Here is a 12,867-nt window from a genome sequence, read left to right as displayed (position 1 = left end):
CGAGAATGCAGCACGCGACAGGGGAAAATGGCCGCACGGGAGCGCGCGCCAGCATGGCGGCGCAACCGCGGCGGACATGGCGGCAAAGCGGTAACGGGATAGGCGCTGGCACGGCAGCGCTGGCAGCGGCAGCGGCCGTCTTGCTGCCGCGCAGGCAAAGGTTGGCCGCATGGCGGCGCTACATGGTGGCTAGCGCGCTAGCGGGGAAGCGCCCGGAGGGTGGGCAAGTGGGACTGGCGGGGGACAGGCAGGGAAACGGCTGGCGGCGGAGGGCTGACCTCGCGCCGCCGGGGCGATCAGTAGCTCAGCTCGGACGGCGGGGTGGTGAAGCGGATCTTGTGCACCTTGATTTCCTGGTTGGTGCTCACCGCGCGCACCCCCGGCAGGCTGCGGATTTTCTGCAGCAGCAGCCACAGACTGTCGTCGTCGCGGCACATCACCTGCACGCACAGGTTGGCGGTACCGATGATGGACGACAGGTAGCACACTTCCGGCCAGCGGCCGAGGGTGTCCACCACCCGCTCGTGCTCTTCCGCCGCCACGTCGGCAAACAGCAGCGCCAGCTTGGCGTGCCCCAGCTTGGACGGGTTGGTGAACGCCAGGATCTGCAGCACTTCCAGCTCCTGCAGCCGCTTGACGCGGGTGCGCACCGTCGCCTCCGGCACGTTCAGGTTGCGTGCGATTTCGCGGAACGCCCGCCGCCCGTCGTCCTGAAGTTCACGAATGATCTCGAAATCGAGCGAGTCGAGTGCAGAAATCGACATTGTCAGTCCTCTTGTACGGTGGCCGTCGGTTAACCCGGCGGTATGGTAATCGATATTGGCGCGCTACAAGCAGCGCGGCGAGCGGCGCCGGCCGGGTGCCGGCGCCCTGCCCGGCAGCACGCCACAAACGCAAAGCGCAAAACAACAACACAAAAATAAACAAATGCGTAATATATTTTGCAATATAAACTTGATTGCGCATTCGTTGTGTGCCATCTTGGTAATCAATTGATACACCTCAAGCCCTTGCGTTACGCTACCGACACCTAGCCAGCCATACCGCCATGAACTTCATCGCCCATCTGTTTCGCCGCCAGCAACGTTCGGCCCTGAGCCGACGGCGAATCCGCATGGCGGCGGCCAGGCTCAATCCGGTACTCAACGTCATGCTGGCGTTCTGGGCGCAGTTCCACTGCCGCCACGCCCGCCCTCCGCGGCCCTGCTCTCACTGAAGCGTCTGTTCCCCCGTCCCTAGCCGACGGAACGCCCCGGGCCTTTGCCTGCGGGCGACCTTCACCCTGCGCGAAGCCGCGCGAGAGAGAGCCATCATGACCTTTGCCCACGAGCAGGAAGCCCTGCAATTTCTGGCCCAGTACCCGGAAATCGAACTGTTTGAACTTTTCATCCTCGACGCCAACGGCGTGCCGCGCGGCAAGCTGCTGCACCGCGAGGAGCTGCTGGCGGTGTACCGCAGCGGCCGGCCGCTGCCCAGCGCCATTCTCAACCTGACCATGCAGGGCGAAGACACCGAAGGCAGCGGCCTGGTGTGGGATGTCGGCGATATCGACTGCCGCGCCTACCCGCTGCCCGGCAGCCTGGTGCGCCTGCCGTGGCGCAGCATGCCCACCGCCGCGCTGCAGGTGCAGATGCACCCGAGCGAGGGCCTGCCGGCGGTGGTGGCCGACCCGCGCCACGTGCTGCAGCAGGTGGTGGAGGCCATGCAGGCCGATGGCCTGTACCCGGTGATGGCCTGCGAGCTGGAGTTCTACCTGCTGGACGCCAAGGCCGATGCCCAGGGCCGGCCGCAGCCGGCGCTGGATATCGACGGCGGCCGCCCCAGCCAGACCCAGGTGTACGGCCTGCGCGAACTGGAGCAGATCGAACCGTTCCTCGCCGACCTGTACAACGCCTGCCGCGAGCAGCACATCCCGGTGCGCACCGCCATTTCCGAGTACGCCCCCGGTCAGGTGGAAATCACCCTCGAACACGGCCCGGCACTGGAAGCCATGGACCAGGCGGTGCGCTACAAGCGGCTGGTGAAGAGCATCGCCGCCGCGCACGGCATGAAGGCCTGCTTCATGGCCAAGCCGTTTGCCAGCATTGCCGGCTCCGGCATGCACATGCACATCAGCGTGGCGGACAAGGACGGCAACAACCTGTTCGCCGCCGAGGACAAGGCCGGCACCCAGATGCTGCGCCACGCGGTGGGCGGCATGATGGCCTGCCTGCTGGATTCGCTGCTGCTGTTCTGCCCCAACGCCAACTCCTACCGCCGCTTCCAGGCCAACAGCTACGCGCCGTTCGCGCCGACCTGGGGCGTGGACAACCGCACCGTCAGCCTGCGCGTGCCCGGCGGCCCGGCGCCCAGCCGCCATGTCGAGCACCGCGTGTGCGGCGCCGACGCCAACCCCTACCTGGCCGCCGCCGCCATCATCGCCGCCTCGCACCGCGGCATCCGCGAGCAGCTGGACCCGGGCGCGCCGATCGAGGGCAACGGCTACGCCCAGGCCGAGACCCGGCTGCCCACCGACTGGCTGAGCGCGCTGACCGCACTGGAAAAATCCGCCTGGGCGCGCGACGCCTTCGGCCCGGCCTTCCTCAAGGTCTACCTGGCGGTGAAGCGCGAGGAATACCGCCAGTACATGGCGGAAGTGGGCGAGCAGGACTGGCGCTGGTACCTGAACCAGGCCTGATCCCGCCCGTGCGGCCAACGTTGGCCGCAAACCCTTACCCCGCCGCCCCGGCCCCGTGCCGGGCGGCGCTGTTCCCTGCAGGAGCAAGACATGAACGCACCGTACCAAGGCGGCAGTGCGCCGCGCAGCCCGTCCTACTACAGCGCCACCATCCAGCAAGAAAGCGACTACCCCGCGCTGCGCGGCACCGTCGATGTCGACGTGGTGGTGATCGGCGGCGGCTTCACCGGCGTGGCCAGCGCGCTGGAACTGGCCGAACGCGGCCTGCGCGTGGCCATTGTGGAAAGCAACAAGATCGGCTGGGGGGCCAGCGGCCGCAACGGCGGCCAGGTCACCGGCAGCCTGTCCGGCGATGGCGCCATGCGCCAGCAGATGCGCAACACCCTGGGCAGCGACGTCGACGACTTCATCTGGTCGCTGCGCTGGCGCGGCCACGACATCATCGAACAGCGCGTGGCCAAGTACGACATCGCCTGCGACCTGAAACACGGCCACCTGCACGCGGCGATGAAGCCGGCGCACATGGCCGAGCTGCGCGCCAACTTCGAAGAGGCGCAGCGCCGCGGCATGGGCGAGCACGTCACGCTGCTGGATGCCGCCGGCGTGCGCGGGCAGCTGGCCAGCGAGCTGTACCTGGGCGCACTGAAAAACACCCGCAATATGCACCTGCACCCGCTCAACCTGTGCCTGGGCGAGGCGCGCGCCGCCGCCGGCCTGGGGGTGCAGATCTTCGAACACACCGAGGTGCTGGACATCGTGCACGGCGCGCACCCGGCGGTGCTGAGCGCGCACGGCCGCATCAACGCCCGCCAGGTGCTGCTGGCCGGCGACGTGTACCACAAGCTGGAGCAGGGCAAGCTCGGCGGCAAGATCTTTCCGGCCATGGGCGGCATCGTCACCACCCGCCCGCTGGGCGAGCTGGCAACCCAGCTCAACCCGCAGGATCTGGCGGTGTACGACTGCCGCTTCGTGCTGGACTACTACCGCCTGACCGCCGACGGCCGCCTGCTGTTCGGCGGCGGCGCCAACTACTCCGGCCACGATTCGCGCGACATCGCCGCCGAGCTGCGACCGTGCATCGAGCGCACCTTCCCGCAGCTGAAGGGGGTGGAAATCGACTACCAGTGGAGCTGCGCGATGGGCATCGTGGTGAACCGCATCCCGCAGCTGGGCAAGCTGTCGGACAACGTGTGGTACTGCCAGGGCTACTCCGGCCACGGCGTGGCCACCAGCCACATCATGGGCGAGATCATGGCCGAGGCCATCACCGGCACGCTGCAGCGCTTCGACACCTTTGCCGCCTGCAAGCACATCAAGGTGCCGCTGGGCAGCAAGCTCGGCAACCCGCTGCTGGCGGCCGGCATGTGGTACTACCAGCTACTGGAAAAACTGCGCTGAGGCGAACGGGGCGTCGCCGGCCGCCGCCGGCGGCGACCCGGGCCGTCCATTTCGTCGGTGAAACGGGTCGGAACCAGACAATTGCCGCGCCGGCATTGCCCCTACCATGGCAGGCCCTTATCCGACCGTTTGGAGCCGACATGTCCGATTTCATCACTGTCCTGCGTGAAACCTGCCCGACGCCGGTGCTTGACGCCACCAAGTGGAAGCGCATCGGCGGCGACCCGCACACCGTGAACCTCAACGCCTACCTGTCCAAGGACGGCAGCAAGATCATGGGCACCTGGATCTGCACCCCGGGCAAATTCGAGGTGAACTACGAGAAATGGGAGTACTGCCACTTCCTCGACGGCTACTGTATCATCACCCCGGAAGGCGAGCCGCCGCTGCACCTGAAGGCCGGCGATGTATTCGTGATCGAGCCCGGCATGAAAGGCACCTGGGAAGTGGTGGAGACGGTGCGCAAGTACTTCGTCTTTGCCTGAGCCCGCCCGCCGCTAGCGCTGCCGTAGCCGGCAGGCCGGCGGCGGCCCGCCCCCTCCTGCGCCCGCCACGCTCGCCGTGGCGGGCGCAGCTTTTTGCGGCCAACGTTGGCCGCAAAGCGCGCCACGCCCTCCCCCTGCCGCCGGCGCCGGCGCGCCGCATTTGCCCACCGGCCGGCGGCTGGCCTTGCTATAGTGTCCGCCACACACCGCCACCCCACCTGCCTGCCCGAGTTTGCTGCACATGGATACCCAGCCCCCGCTACACGACCACGCCGCGTTACGGCACGAGCTTGCCCAGCTGCAACAGCAGCTGGCCGACCTGCAGCACGCCAATGGGCTGCTGCAGGAAAAACTGGCCGCGGCGCTGGATGGCACCGGGCTGTGCCTGTGGCAGGGCCTGCCGCCCAGCGGCGAGCTGCAGGTGTTCAATCTGCAGGACTTCAAGCCGGACGACATGGCGTCGCACTTCGACGTCTGGTATGCCAAGGTGCACCCGGACGACCGCGACAGCGTGCTGGCCAACTACCTGGCGCATCTGCGCGGCGACAGCGACTGTTACGAGGCGGAATACCGCACCCTTGGCCCGGACGGCAAAGTTACCTGGCTGTGGGATCGCGGCCGGGTGATCGAGCGCGCCGCCGATGGCGCCCCGCTGCGCATCATGGGCGCCCATGCCGACATTACCCGCCGCAAGGAAAGCGCCCAGGCGCTGCAGCGCATGGCGCAGCACGACGCACTGACCGGGCTGCTGAACCGCAGCGCCTTTTACCAGCGGCTGAGCCAGGCCATCGCGCACGCCGGGCGCAGCGGCGGCAGCCTGGCGGTGCTGTTTGTCGACCTGGACCTGTTCAAGCAGATCAACGACCGCCACGGCCATGCCGTCGGCGACAAGCTGCTGCAGTTCGTCGCGCAGCAGCTGCAGCAGGTGGTGGGCGACGGCGATGTCGCCGCCCGCCTCGGCGGCGACGAATTCATCCTCTATCTGCACGGCGAGGCCGGGCCGCCGGCGGTGGCGGCCGTCGGCCAGCGCCTGCTCGAACGGCTGAACCGGGTGCAGCTGCTGGACGGCCTGGCCATCGACCTGGGCGCCAGCATCGGCACCAGCCGCTACCCGGACGACGGCAGCAATGCCGAGGCGCTGGTGCAGCACGCCGATGCCGCCATGTACCAGGCCAAGGCGGATGGCCGCCATCGCGTGCGCCACTACCTTCGGCCGCCAGCCTAGCCCGGGTCTGCCGCACACCACCGGGCGCCTGCGGCCAACGTTGGCCGCACGCCCCGGATGTGCCCTTGGCTTATGCTCCAGCATGCAAAACGCCCACCTGAACGGTGGGCGTTGTTGTTGCCGCCAGCCGGCAGCCTACAGCGCCAGCTGCGAGCCCAGCTCCACCACCCGGTTCGGTGGTAGCTTGAAGTAGGACGAGGCGGCGCCGGCGTTGCGGAACATGGTGAGGAACAGCTTCTCGCGCCAGGTGCTCATCACCCCCGCCCCCACTTTCGGAATCAGCGTCTCGCGGCCGAGGAAGAACGAGGTGTCCATCATCTCCAGCACCAGCCCCTGCGACGCGCAGGCCTGCAGCGCCGCCGGCACGTCCGGCTCGTCCATGAAGCCGAACACCACCCGCACCTGGTAGAAGGCCTCGCCCAGCGCCGTCAGCGTGGCGCGCTCGGCCGGGGGCAGGTACGGCACGTCGGCGGTTTCCACGGTGAGGATCACCACCCGTTCGTGCAGGCTCTTGTAGTGCTTCATGCTGTGCAGCAGCGCGTGCGGCGTGCTGTGCAGATCGGAGGTCATGAAGATGGCGGTGCCCTGCACCCGCGGCACCGCCGGCGCCATCAGCTCGACGAACTGCGCCAGCGGCATGCCCTCGCTGGCCAGCTTGTCGTGCACCAGCTGGCGGCCGCGCTTCCAGGTAGTCATCACCGTGAACACCAGCAGCCCCATCGCCAGCGGGAACCAGCCGCCCTCGAACAGCTTGAAGGCGTTGGCGCTGAAGTAGGCGATATCCACCAGCAGCAGGCCGCCGAGGATCAGCGCGCACTTGCCGCGGCTCCACTGCCACTGCTGGCGCGCCACCATGAAGGTGAGGATGGTGGTGATCACCATGGTGCCGGTTACCGCAATGCCGTAGGCCGCCGCCAGCTTGCCGGAGGAGCCGAAGCCCACCACCAGCACCGCCACCGCGATCAGCAGCGCCCAGTTCACCGCCGGCAGGTAGATCTGGCCGATCTCGCGGCTGGAGGTGTGCAGCACTTCCATGCGCGGCGCGTAGCCCAGCTGGATGGCCTGGCGGGTAAGCGAATAGGCGCCGGAGATCACCGCCTGCGAGGCGATCACCGTGGCCAGCGTGGCCAGCAGCACCATCGGCAGTAGCGCCCAGCCCGGCGCCAGTAGGTAGAACGGGTTGGCGATCGCCTGCGGGTTGCGCAGCAGCAACGCGCCCTGGCCAAAGTAGTTGAGCACCAGCGCCGGCAACACCAGGCTGAACCAGGCCAGCTGGATCGGGCGGCGGCCGAAGTGGCCCATGTCGGCGTACAGCGCCTCGCCGCCGGTCAGCGCCAGCACCGAGCCGCCCAGCGCCAGAAAGCCCAGCAGCGGGTTGGCCGCAAAGAAGCGCACTGCGTGCCACGGGTTCAGCGCCGCCAGCACCGCCGGGTTGTGCACGATCTCGCTCACCCCCAGCACTGCCAGCACCGCGAACCACAGCACCATCACCGGGCCGAACAGCGCGCCCACCTTCTCGGTGCCGTGCTTCTGCATCACGAACAGCACGAACAGCACCGCCAGCGACAGCGGCACGATGTAGGGCGTCAGCGCCGGGGTGGCGATGCCCAGCCCCTCCACCGCCGACAGCACCGAGATGGCCGGGGTGATGATGCTGTCGCCGTAGAACAGCGCGGCGCCGAACAGCCCCAGCAGCATCAGCAAAGCCACCTGCTTCTTGCTCTTGGCGTGGTGCAGCACCAGCGCCATCAGCGCCATGATGCCGCCCTCGCCCTTGTTGTCGGCGCGCATGATGATGCTGACGTACTTGAAGGCCACCACCACCAGCAGCGACCACAACACCAGCGACAGGATGCCGAGGATGTTGCCGTGGGTCAGTGGCACCGGGTGCGCGCCGGCGAAGATTTCCTTCATGGTGTACAGCGGGCTGGTGCCGATGTCGCCGTACACCACCCCCAGCGCGGCCAGGGATAAGGCGGCCAGACGGCCGGAATGTTGGGTAGCAGTCATGCGTGGTTTCCGATGCTCAGAACTGGAAGCGGTAGCCCACCCCGGACAGGGTGATGAAATGCACCGGCTGCGCCGGGTCCTGCTCCAGCTTCTGGCGCAGGCGGCTCATGTAGATGCGCAGGTAATGGCTGTCGTCGGCATGCCCCGGCCCCCACACCGCCTGCATCAGCATGCGGTGGGTCAGCGCCTTGCCGGCGTCGCGCAGCAGCGCGCACAGCAGCGTGTACTCCATCGGCGTCAGCGCCACTTCCACGCCGCCGCGCCGTACTTCGCGCCGCGCCAGGTCGACGCTGACCTCGCCAAAGTGCAGCAGCGGCGAGGCGTCCAGCTGGCGCGCGTGGCGGCGGGTCAGCGCGCGCACCCGCGCCAGCAGCTCGCCGACGCCGAACGGCTTGGTCAGGTAATCGTCGGCGCCGGCATCCAGCGCCGCGATCTTGTCGGCCTCGTCGCTGCGCGCCGACAGCACCAGCACCGGCGCCTGCGACCAGTGGCGGAAGTCGCGGATCAGCGCCACGCCGTCCATGTCTGGCAGCCCCAGGTCGACGATCAGCAGCTGCGGCTGGCGGCTGGCGGCCTCCACCAGCCCGCGCTGGCCGTTGTCGGCCTCGTACACCGTCCACTGCTGGCCCTCCAGCGTGCTGCGCACGAAGCGGCGGATGTGCGGTTCGTCCTCGATCAGCAGGATGCGGATGTCAGCGGGATTCATGTTCGTCCTCGGTCAGCACCGCCGGCGGGGTGCCCAGCGGCAGGCGCAGGCAGGCGATGGTGCCGGCCCCCGGCGTGGCCGACAGTGTCAGGCTGCCGCCGTGCGCCTCGGCGATGGCCTTGGCGATGCCCAGTCCCAGCCCCACCCCCGGCTTGCTGGATTCGGCCTCGCCGCGCTCGAACAGCGCAAACAGCCGCTGCAGCTCTGCCGGCTCGATGCCGGGGCCGGCGTCGCACACCGCCAGGCAGGCATCGCCGCCCTCGACATAGCCGCGGATGCGGATAGTGCTGCCGGCCGGCGCGTACTTGGCGGCGTTTTCCAGCAGGTTGCACAGCACCCGCTCCACCAGCACCGCGTCGAAGCGCACCAGCGGTAAGTCCGGCGCCAGCTCCAGCTGCAGCGGGTGTGCGGCCAACGTTGGCCGCAGCAACTGCAGGCTGGTGCTGACCACCTCCTCGTACAGCTGCCATTCCTGCCGCAGCGGCAGCTTGCCGGCCTGCAGCCGCGCCATGTCCAGCAGGTTGCTCATCATCTTGTGCACCGCGCCGGCCTGGTCGCGGATCAGCCGCGCCGCCTCGCGCTCGGCCGCCGGCAGCGGCCGCGCCGCCAGCGCGTCGGCCATGCCCAGCAGGCTGGTCAGCGGCGTGCGCAAGTCGTGCGACAGCGCCGCCAGGATCGAGCTGCGCAGTTTCTCGGCGCTGATCGCCACCTCGGTCTGCCGCGCCACGTCGACGTAGTGCAGCCGTTCCACCGCGATGGCCAGCAGCGAGGCCAGGGTGACGAACAGCGGCTCGCGCTGCAGGAAATCCTGCCCGGCCGCGCTGTCGGGGTAGATGGCCAGCACGCCGCGCACGCCCATCGGCGCCCGCAGCGGCAGGTACAAGGGCGGCGGGCCGGCGTCGGCATCGCCGTGCACCGGCTGCTGGCGCGTGAACGCCATCTGCAGCAGGTGGCTTTCCAGCAGCTCGCTGTGCGCGGTATCCAGCTGCCGCTGCGGCGTCAGCCAGAAGCAGCGCACGCGGCAGTGCTGGTGCGCGGCGTAGCTGGCCACCGCCGCCTCCACCTGCTCCAGGCTGGCGGCGCCGGTCAGGGTGCGCGCCAGTTCGTAATGCTCGCGCGTTTCGCGCTCGTGGCGGCGCACGCGCGCGCTTTCGTCCTGCAGGCTGGTGGTGAGTCCGGTGGTGAGCAGCCCCACCGCCAGCATCACCGCGAAGGTGATCAGGTACACGCCGTCGCTGACGGCGAAGGTGAAGTGCGGCGGCACCAGGAAGAAATCGAACAGCGCCACCCCCAGCAGGGCGGCGAACACGGCCGGGCCACGCCCCAGTTTCAGCGCCACCAGGAACACCACCAGCAGGAACAGCATCACCGCGTTGGCCAGCTCCAGCGTGGCGCGGAACGGCGCGGTGAGCAGGGTCACCAGCAGGCAGGCGACGATCACCAGACCGTAACGCCACAGCCCGGAGGCTTGATGGGCTTGCATGTTGTTGTACTCGCTTGTCCAGATGCTGTAACGATAGGGGAGCGCCGGTAAAAAATTTGTAGAGAGTTGTTGCCGTGCTGTAAACAAGCCGTAAACGCCCGCCGGCCGCGCGCCACGCAGCGCCGGCGGCCGCGCCGACCCCTATTCCAAGGAGCAGCGATGCTGGCCGCCCTGCGCACCCTCCCCCGCACCGTGTGGCTGATCGGGCTGATCAGCCTGCTGAACGACAGCGCCAGCGACATGCTGTACCCGCTGCTGCCGCTGTACCTGTCGTCGGTGCTGCTGGCCGGGCCACGGGCGCTGGGGCTGATCGAGGGCATCGCCGAGGCCAGCGCCAGCCTGCTGAAGCTGGTCTCCGGCGTGATGGTGGATCGCAGCCGGCGCAGCAAGCCGTGGCTGCTGTGCGGCTACGGCCTGGCCGGGCTGGGACGGCCGCTGATCGCCGTAGTCGGCAGCTGGCCGTGGCTGCTGGCGATCCGTTTTGCCGACCGCGTCGGCAAGGGCCTGCGCAGCTCGCCGCGCGATGCGCTGCTGGCCGCCAGCGTGGCGCCGCAGCAGCGCGGGCTGGCATTTGGCCTGCACCGCGCCATGGACAATGCCGGCGCGGTGATCGGCCCCCTGCTGGCCAGCGCGCTGCTGGCGTGGCAGGTGCCGCTGCAGAGTATTTTCCTGTGGTCGGCGCTGCCGGCCGCGCTGTGCCTGGCGCTGGTGTGCTGGCTGCGCGAGCCGCCGCGCCCGGCGCCGGCGGTGGCAGCGCGCAACTGGCGGCTGCAGGCCATGCCGCCGCCGCTGCGCCGCTACCTGCTGGTGCTGGCGCTGTTCACGCTGGGCAACTCGTCGAATATGTTCCTGCTGCTGCACGCGCAGCGGCTGGGGGTGCCGGCGGCGCAGATTCCGCTGCTGTGGGCGGCGGTGTCGGCGGTGGCGATGCTGTTCTCCACCCCGCTGGCGGCGCTGTCCGACCGCGTCGGCCGCGTGCCGCTGCTGCTGGGCGGCTATGTGCTGTACGGGCTGTTCTACCTGGCCTTCGGCCTGCAGAGCCAGCCAGGTTGGCCGCTGTACGCGCTGTTCGCCGGCTACGGCCTGTTCATGGCCGCCACTGAGGGGGTGGAGAAGGCGCTGCTGGCCGACCTGGCGCCGGTCGATGCCCGCGGCAGCGCCTTTGGCTGGTTCCACCTCACCAGCGGCCTCTGCCTGCTGCCGGCCTCACTGCTGTTCGGCTACCTGTACCAGGCGGGCAGCCCGCTACTGGCGTTCGGCTTTGCCGCCGCCTGCGCGCTGCTGGCCGCCGGCCTGCTGTGGCGCTGGCTGGGGCCGCACGCGCTGCCGCTGCCGGCGGCCAGCACGCCAGCCGGCAAGCCCTGAGCGCCGCGCGCCGTAACAGCGCCGTCCGCTGACACGGGTTTGCGCCAGCGCAAGCCGTCATCGCGCTGGCGGACTAGGATCAAACCAGCAGCCGCCGCGCCCTGCCCGCCACCCTGGCCGCAGCGGCCACTGCGGCCAACCTTTTACGCACCCGAAACGGAGTCACCATGCAGCTGACCTTTCTCGGCGCCGCCGGCACGGTAACCGGCAGCAAATACCTGCTGGAATGCGCCGGCAAGCGCATCCTGCTCGACTGCGGCCTGTTCCAGGGCTTCAAGCAGCTGCGGCTGCGCAACTGGAGCGGGTTGCCGTTCAACCCGGCCGAGCTGGACGCGGTGGTGCTGAGCCACGCCCACCTCGACCACAGCGGCTACCTGCCGGCGCTGGTGCGCGACGGCTTTCGCGGCAGCATCTACGCCTCGGCCGCCAGCTGCGCGCTGGCCGCCATCCTGCTGCCGGACAGCGGCTACCTGCAGGAAGAAGAAGCCGACTACGCCAACCGCCGCGGCTTTTCCAAGCACAGCCCGGCGCTGCCGCTGTATACCGAGGCCGATGCCGAACGGGCGCTGGAATACTTCGTGCCGCTGCCGTTCCAGCAACGCCGCGAGATCCTGCCCGGCGTGCAGCTCTTGCTGCGCCCGGCCGGCCACATCCTCGGCGCGGCCAGCGTGGAGCTCGTCGCCGACGGCGTGACCGTGGTCGGCTCCGGCGACCTGGGCCGCCAGCGCGACCCGATCATGCCGCCGCCGGCCGCGGTGGCGCATGCCGACTACCTGCTGCTGGAGTCCACCTACGGCAACCGCCAGCACCCGGCAGAAGACCCGGAGGCGGTGCTGGCCGCGGTGATCAACCGCACCGTGGCGCGGCACGGCATCACCGTGATTCCGTCGTTTGCGGTGGAGCGGGCGCAGGTGCTGCTGTATTTCCTGTACCGGCTGAAGCGCGCCGGGCGGATTCCGCGCGAGCTGCCGATCTACCTGAACAGCCCGATGGCCAGCGATGTCACCGCGGTGTACCAGCAGTTCCGCGACAGCCACAAGCTGTCGGACGAGGACTGCCAGGGCATGTGCCAGGTGGCGCAGATGGTGCGCACGGTGGAGGAATCCAAGCGCCTGAACGAGCTGCGCACGCCGGCGGTGATCATCGCCGCCAGCGGCATGGCCACCGGCGGCCGGGTGCTGCACCACCTTAAGGCATTCGCCCCCAACCCGCGCAACACGCTGCTGTTCTCCGGCTTCCAGGCCGGCGGCACCCGCGGCGCGCTGATCGTGGCCGGAGCGCACAGCGTGCGCATCCACGGCCAGGAGGTGCCAATCAACGCCGAGGTGGTGGCGCTGGAGCACCTGTCCGCCCACGCCGACAGCGACGAGATCATGCACTGGCTGGACGGCTTCGCGCAGCCGCCGCGGCACACCTTCATCGTGCATGGCGAGCCGGACGCCGCCGATGCGCTGCGCCGCCGCCTCAGCGTGGAAAAACACTGGCCGGTGAGCGTGGCCGAACAGGCGCAGTGCGTGC

General features: G+C 69.2%; 11 protein-coding genes. 7 read left to right on the top strand and 4 right to left on the bottom strand.

All coding sequences use genetic code 11. The features are described from left to right. Nucleotides 1-296: 296 nt before the first annotated feature. Nucleotides 297-764 (bottom strand): Lrp/AsnC family transcriptional regulator, encoded by a 468-nt coding sequence (locus tag ACFOLG_RS11315; protein ID WP_386091792.1) that lies wholly within the window; start codon nucleotides 762-764, stop codon nucleotides 297-299. Nucleotides 765-1,048: 284 nt separating this feature from the next. On the opposite strand from ACFOLG_RS11315, the gene ACFOLG_RS11310 reads away from it, so the two are divergent. From ACFOLG_RS11310 to ACFOLG_RS11290, 5 genes are all read left to right on the top strand, one after another. Continuing rightward, nucleotides 1,049-1,216 (top strand): hypothetical protein, encoded by a 168-nt coding sequence (locus tag ACFOLG_RS11310; RefSeq protein ID WP_386091790.1) that lies wholly within the window; start codon nucleotides 1,049-1,051, stop codon nucleotides 1,214-1,216. A gap of 96 nt (nucleotides 1,217-1,312) precedes the next feature. After that, nucleotides 1,313-2,677, top strand: a complete 1,365-nt coding sequence (locus ACFOLG_RS11305; protein WP_386091788.1) for a glutamine synthetase family protein — start codon at nucleotides 1,313-1,315, stop codon at nucleotides 2,675-2,677. A gap of 90 nt (nucleotides 2,678-2,767) precedes the next feature. Continuing rightward, nucleotides 2,768-4,075 (top strand): NAD(P)/FAD-dependent oxidoreductase, encoded by a 1,308-nt coding sequence (locus ACFOLG_RS11300; RefSeq protein WP_386091787.1) that lies wholly within the window; start codon nucleotides 2,768-2,770, stop codon nucleotides 4,073-4,075. A gap of 140 nt (nucleotides 4,076-4,215) precedes the next feature. Further along, the gene (locus ACFOLG_RS11295) at nucleotides 4,216-4,560 is read left to right on the top strand and encodes a cupin domain-containing protein (RefSeq protein ID WP_386091785.1); all 345 of its coding nucleotides are present in this window, start codon (nucleotides 4,216-4,218) and stop codon (nucleotides 4,558-4,560) included. Between the two features lie 241 nt (nucleotides 4,561-4,801). Next, the gene (locus ACFOLG_RS11290) at nucleotides 4,802-5,785 is read left to right on the top strand and encodes a diguanylate cyclase domain-containing protein (RefSeq protein ID WP_386091783.1); all 984 of its coding nucleotides are present in this window, start codon (nucleotides 4,802-4,804) and stop codon (nucleotides 5,783-5,785) included. Between the two features lie 135 nt (nucleotides 5,786-5,920). Here ACFOLG_RS11290 and ACFOLG_RS11285 read toward each other — a convergent pair whose 3' ends face one another. From ACFOLG_RS11285 to ACFOLG_RS11275, 3 genes are read right to left on the bottom strand one after another with little or no spacing between them, the layout of a single operon-like run. Then, nucleotides 5,921-7,795 carry a potassium transporter Kup gene (locus ACFOLG_RS11285; RefSeq protein WP_386091781.1) on the bottom strand — a complete coding sequence of 625 codons (1,875 nt, stop codon included), beginning with the start codon at nucleotides 7,793-7,795 and terminating at the stop codon, nucleotides 5,921-5,923. Between the two features lie 16 nt (nucleotides 7,796-7,811). Continuing rightward, nucleotides 7,812-8,501: a response regulator gene (locus ACFOLG_RS11280; protein WP_386091779.1), complete on the bottom strand. Its 690-nt coding sequence runs from the start codon at nucleotides 8,499-8,501 to the stop codon at nucleotides 7,812-7,814. Further along, a complete protein-coding gene (locus ACFOLG_RS11275) occupies nucleotides 8,488-9,984 on the bottom strand; it encodes a DUF4118 domain-containing protein (RefSeq protein ID WP_386091777.1) in 1,497 nt (498 codons plus the stop codon). Before ACFOLG_RS11275 ends, ACFOLG_RS11280 begins: the two co-directional genes overlap by 14 nt. Before the next feature lie 159 nt (nucleotides 9,985-10,143). On the opposite strand from ACFOLG_RS11275, the gene ACFOLG_RS11270 reads away from it, so the two are divergent. Next, a complete protein-coding gene (locus tag ACFOLG_RS11270; protein ID WP_386091776.1) occupies nucleotides 10,144-11,349 on the top strand; it encodes an MFS transporter in 1,206 nt (401 codons plus the stop codon). Between the two features lie 167 nt (nucleotides 11,350-11,516). Then, on the top strand, nucleotides 11,517-12,867 hold a 1,351-nt coding region (locus ACFOLG_RS11265), incomplete at its 3' end, for an MBL fold metallo-hydrolase RNA specificity domain-containing protein (protein WP_386091774.1).

The organism is Vogesella facilis (genome assembly GCF_042648525.1).
Taxonomy (GTDB): domain Bacteria; phylum Pseudomonadota; class Gammaproteobacteria; order Burkholderiales; family Chromobacteriaceae; genus Vogesella; species Vogesella facilis.
The sequence above is the reverse complement of the archived record's forward strand: the minus strand, read 5'-3'. Positions and strand labels throughout refer to the sequence as shown.

Excerpts from the sequence above, each read along its gene's own strand:
- ACFOLG_RS11315 (WP_386091792.1), bottom strand. The coding sequence starts at position 764 with ATGTCGATTTCTGCACTCGACTCGCTCGATTTCGAGATCATTCGTGAA.
- ACFOLG_RS11310 (WP_386091790.1), top strand. The coding sequence starts at position 1,049 with ATGAACTTCATCGCCCATCTGTTTCGCCGCCAGCAACGTTCGGCCCTG.
- ACFOLG_RS11305 (WP_386091788.1), top strand. The coding sequence starts at position 1,313 with ATGACCTTTGCCCACGAGCAGGAAGCCCTGCAATTTCTGGCCCAGTAC.
- ACFOLG_RS11300 (WP_386091787.1), top strand. The coding sequence starts at position 2,768 with ATGAACGCACCGTACCAAGGCGGCAGTGCGCCGCGCAGCCCGTCCTAC.
- ACFOLG_RS11295 (WP_386091785.1), top strand. The coding sequence starts at position 4,216 with ATGTCCGATTTCATCACTGTCCTGCGTGAAACCTGCCCGACGCCGGTG.
- ACFOLG_RS11290 (WP_386091783.1), top strand. The coding sequence starts at position 4,802 with ATGGATACCCAGCCCCCGCTACACGACCACGCCGCGTTACGGCACGAG.
- ACFOLG_RS11285 (WP_386091781.1), bottom strand. The coding sequence starts at position 7,795 with ATGACTGCTACCCAACATTCCGGCCGTCTGGCCGCCTTATCCCTGGCC.
- ACFOLG_RS11280 (WP_386091779.1), bottom strand. The coding sequence starts at position 8,501 with ATGAATCCCGCTGACATCCGCATCCTGCTGATCGAGGACGAACCGCAC.
- ACFOLG_RS11275 (WP_386091777.1), bottom strand. The coding sequence starts at position 9,984 with ATGCAAGCCCATCAAGCCTCCGGGCTGTGGCGTTACGGTCTGGTGATC.
- ACFOLG_RS11270 (WP_386091776.1), top strand. The coding sequence starts at position 10,144 with ATGCTGGCCGCCCTGCGCACCCTCCCCCGCACCGTGTGGCTGATCGGG.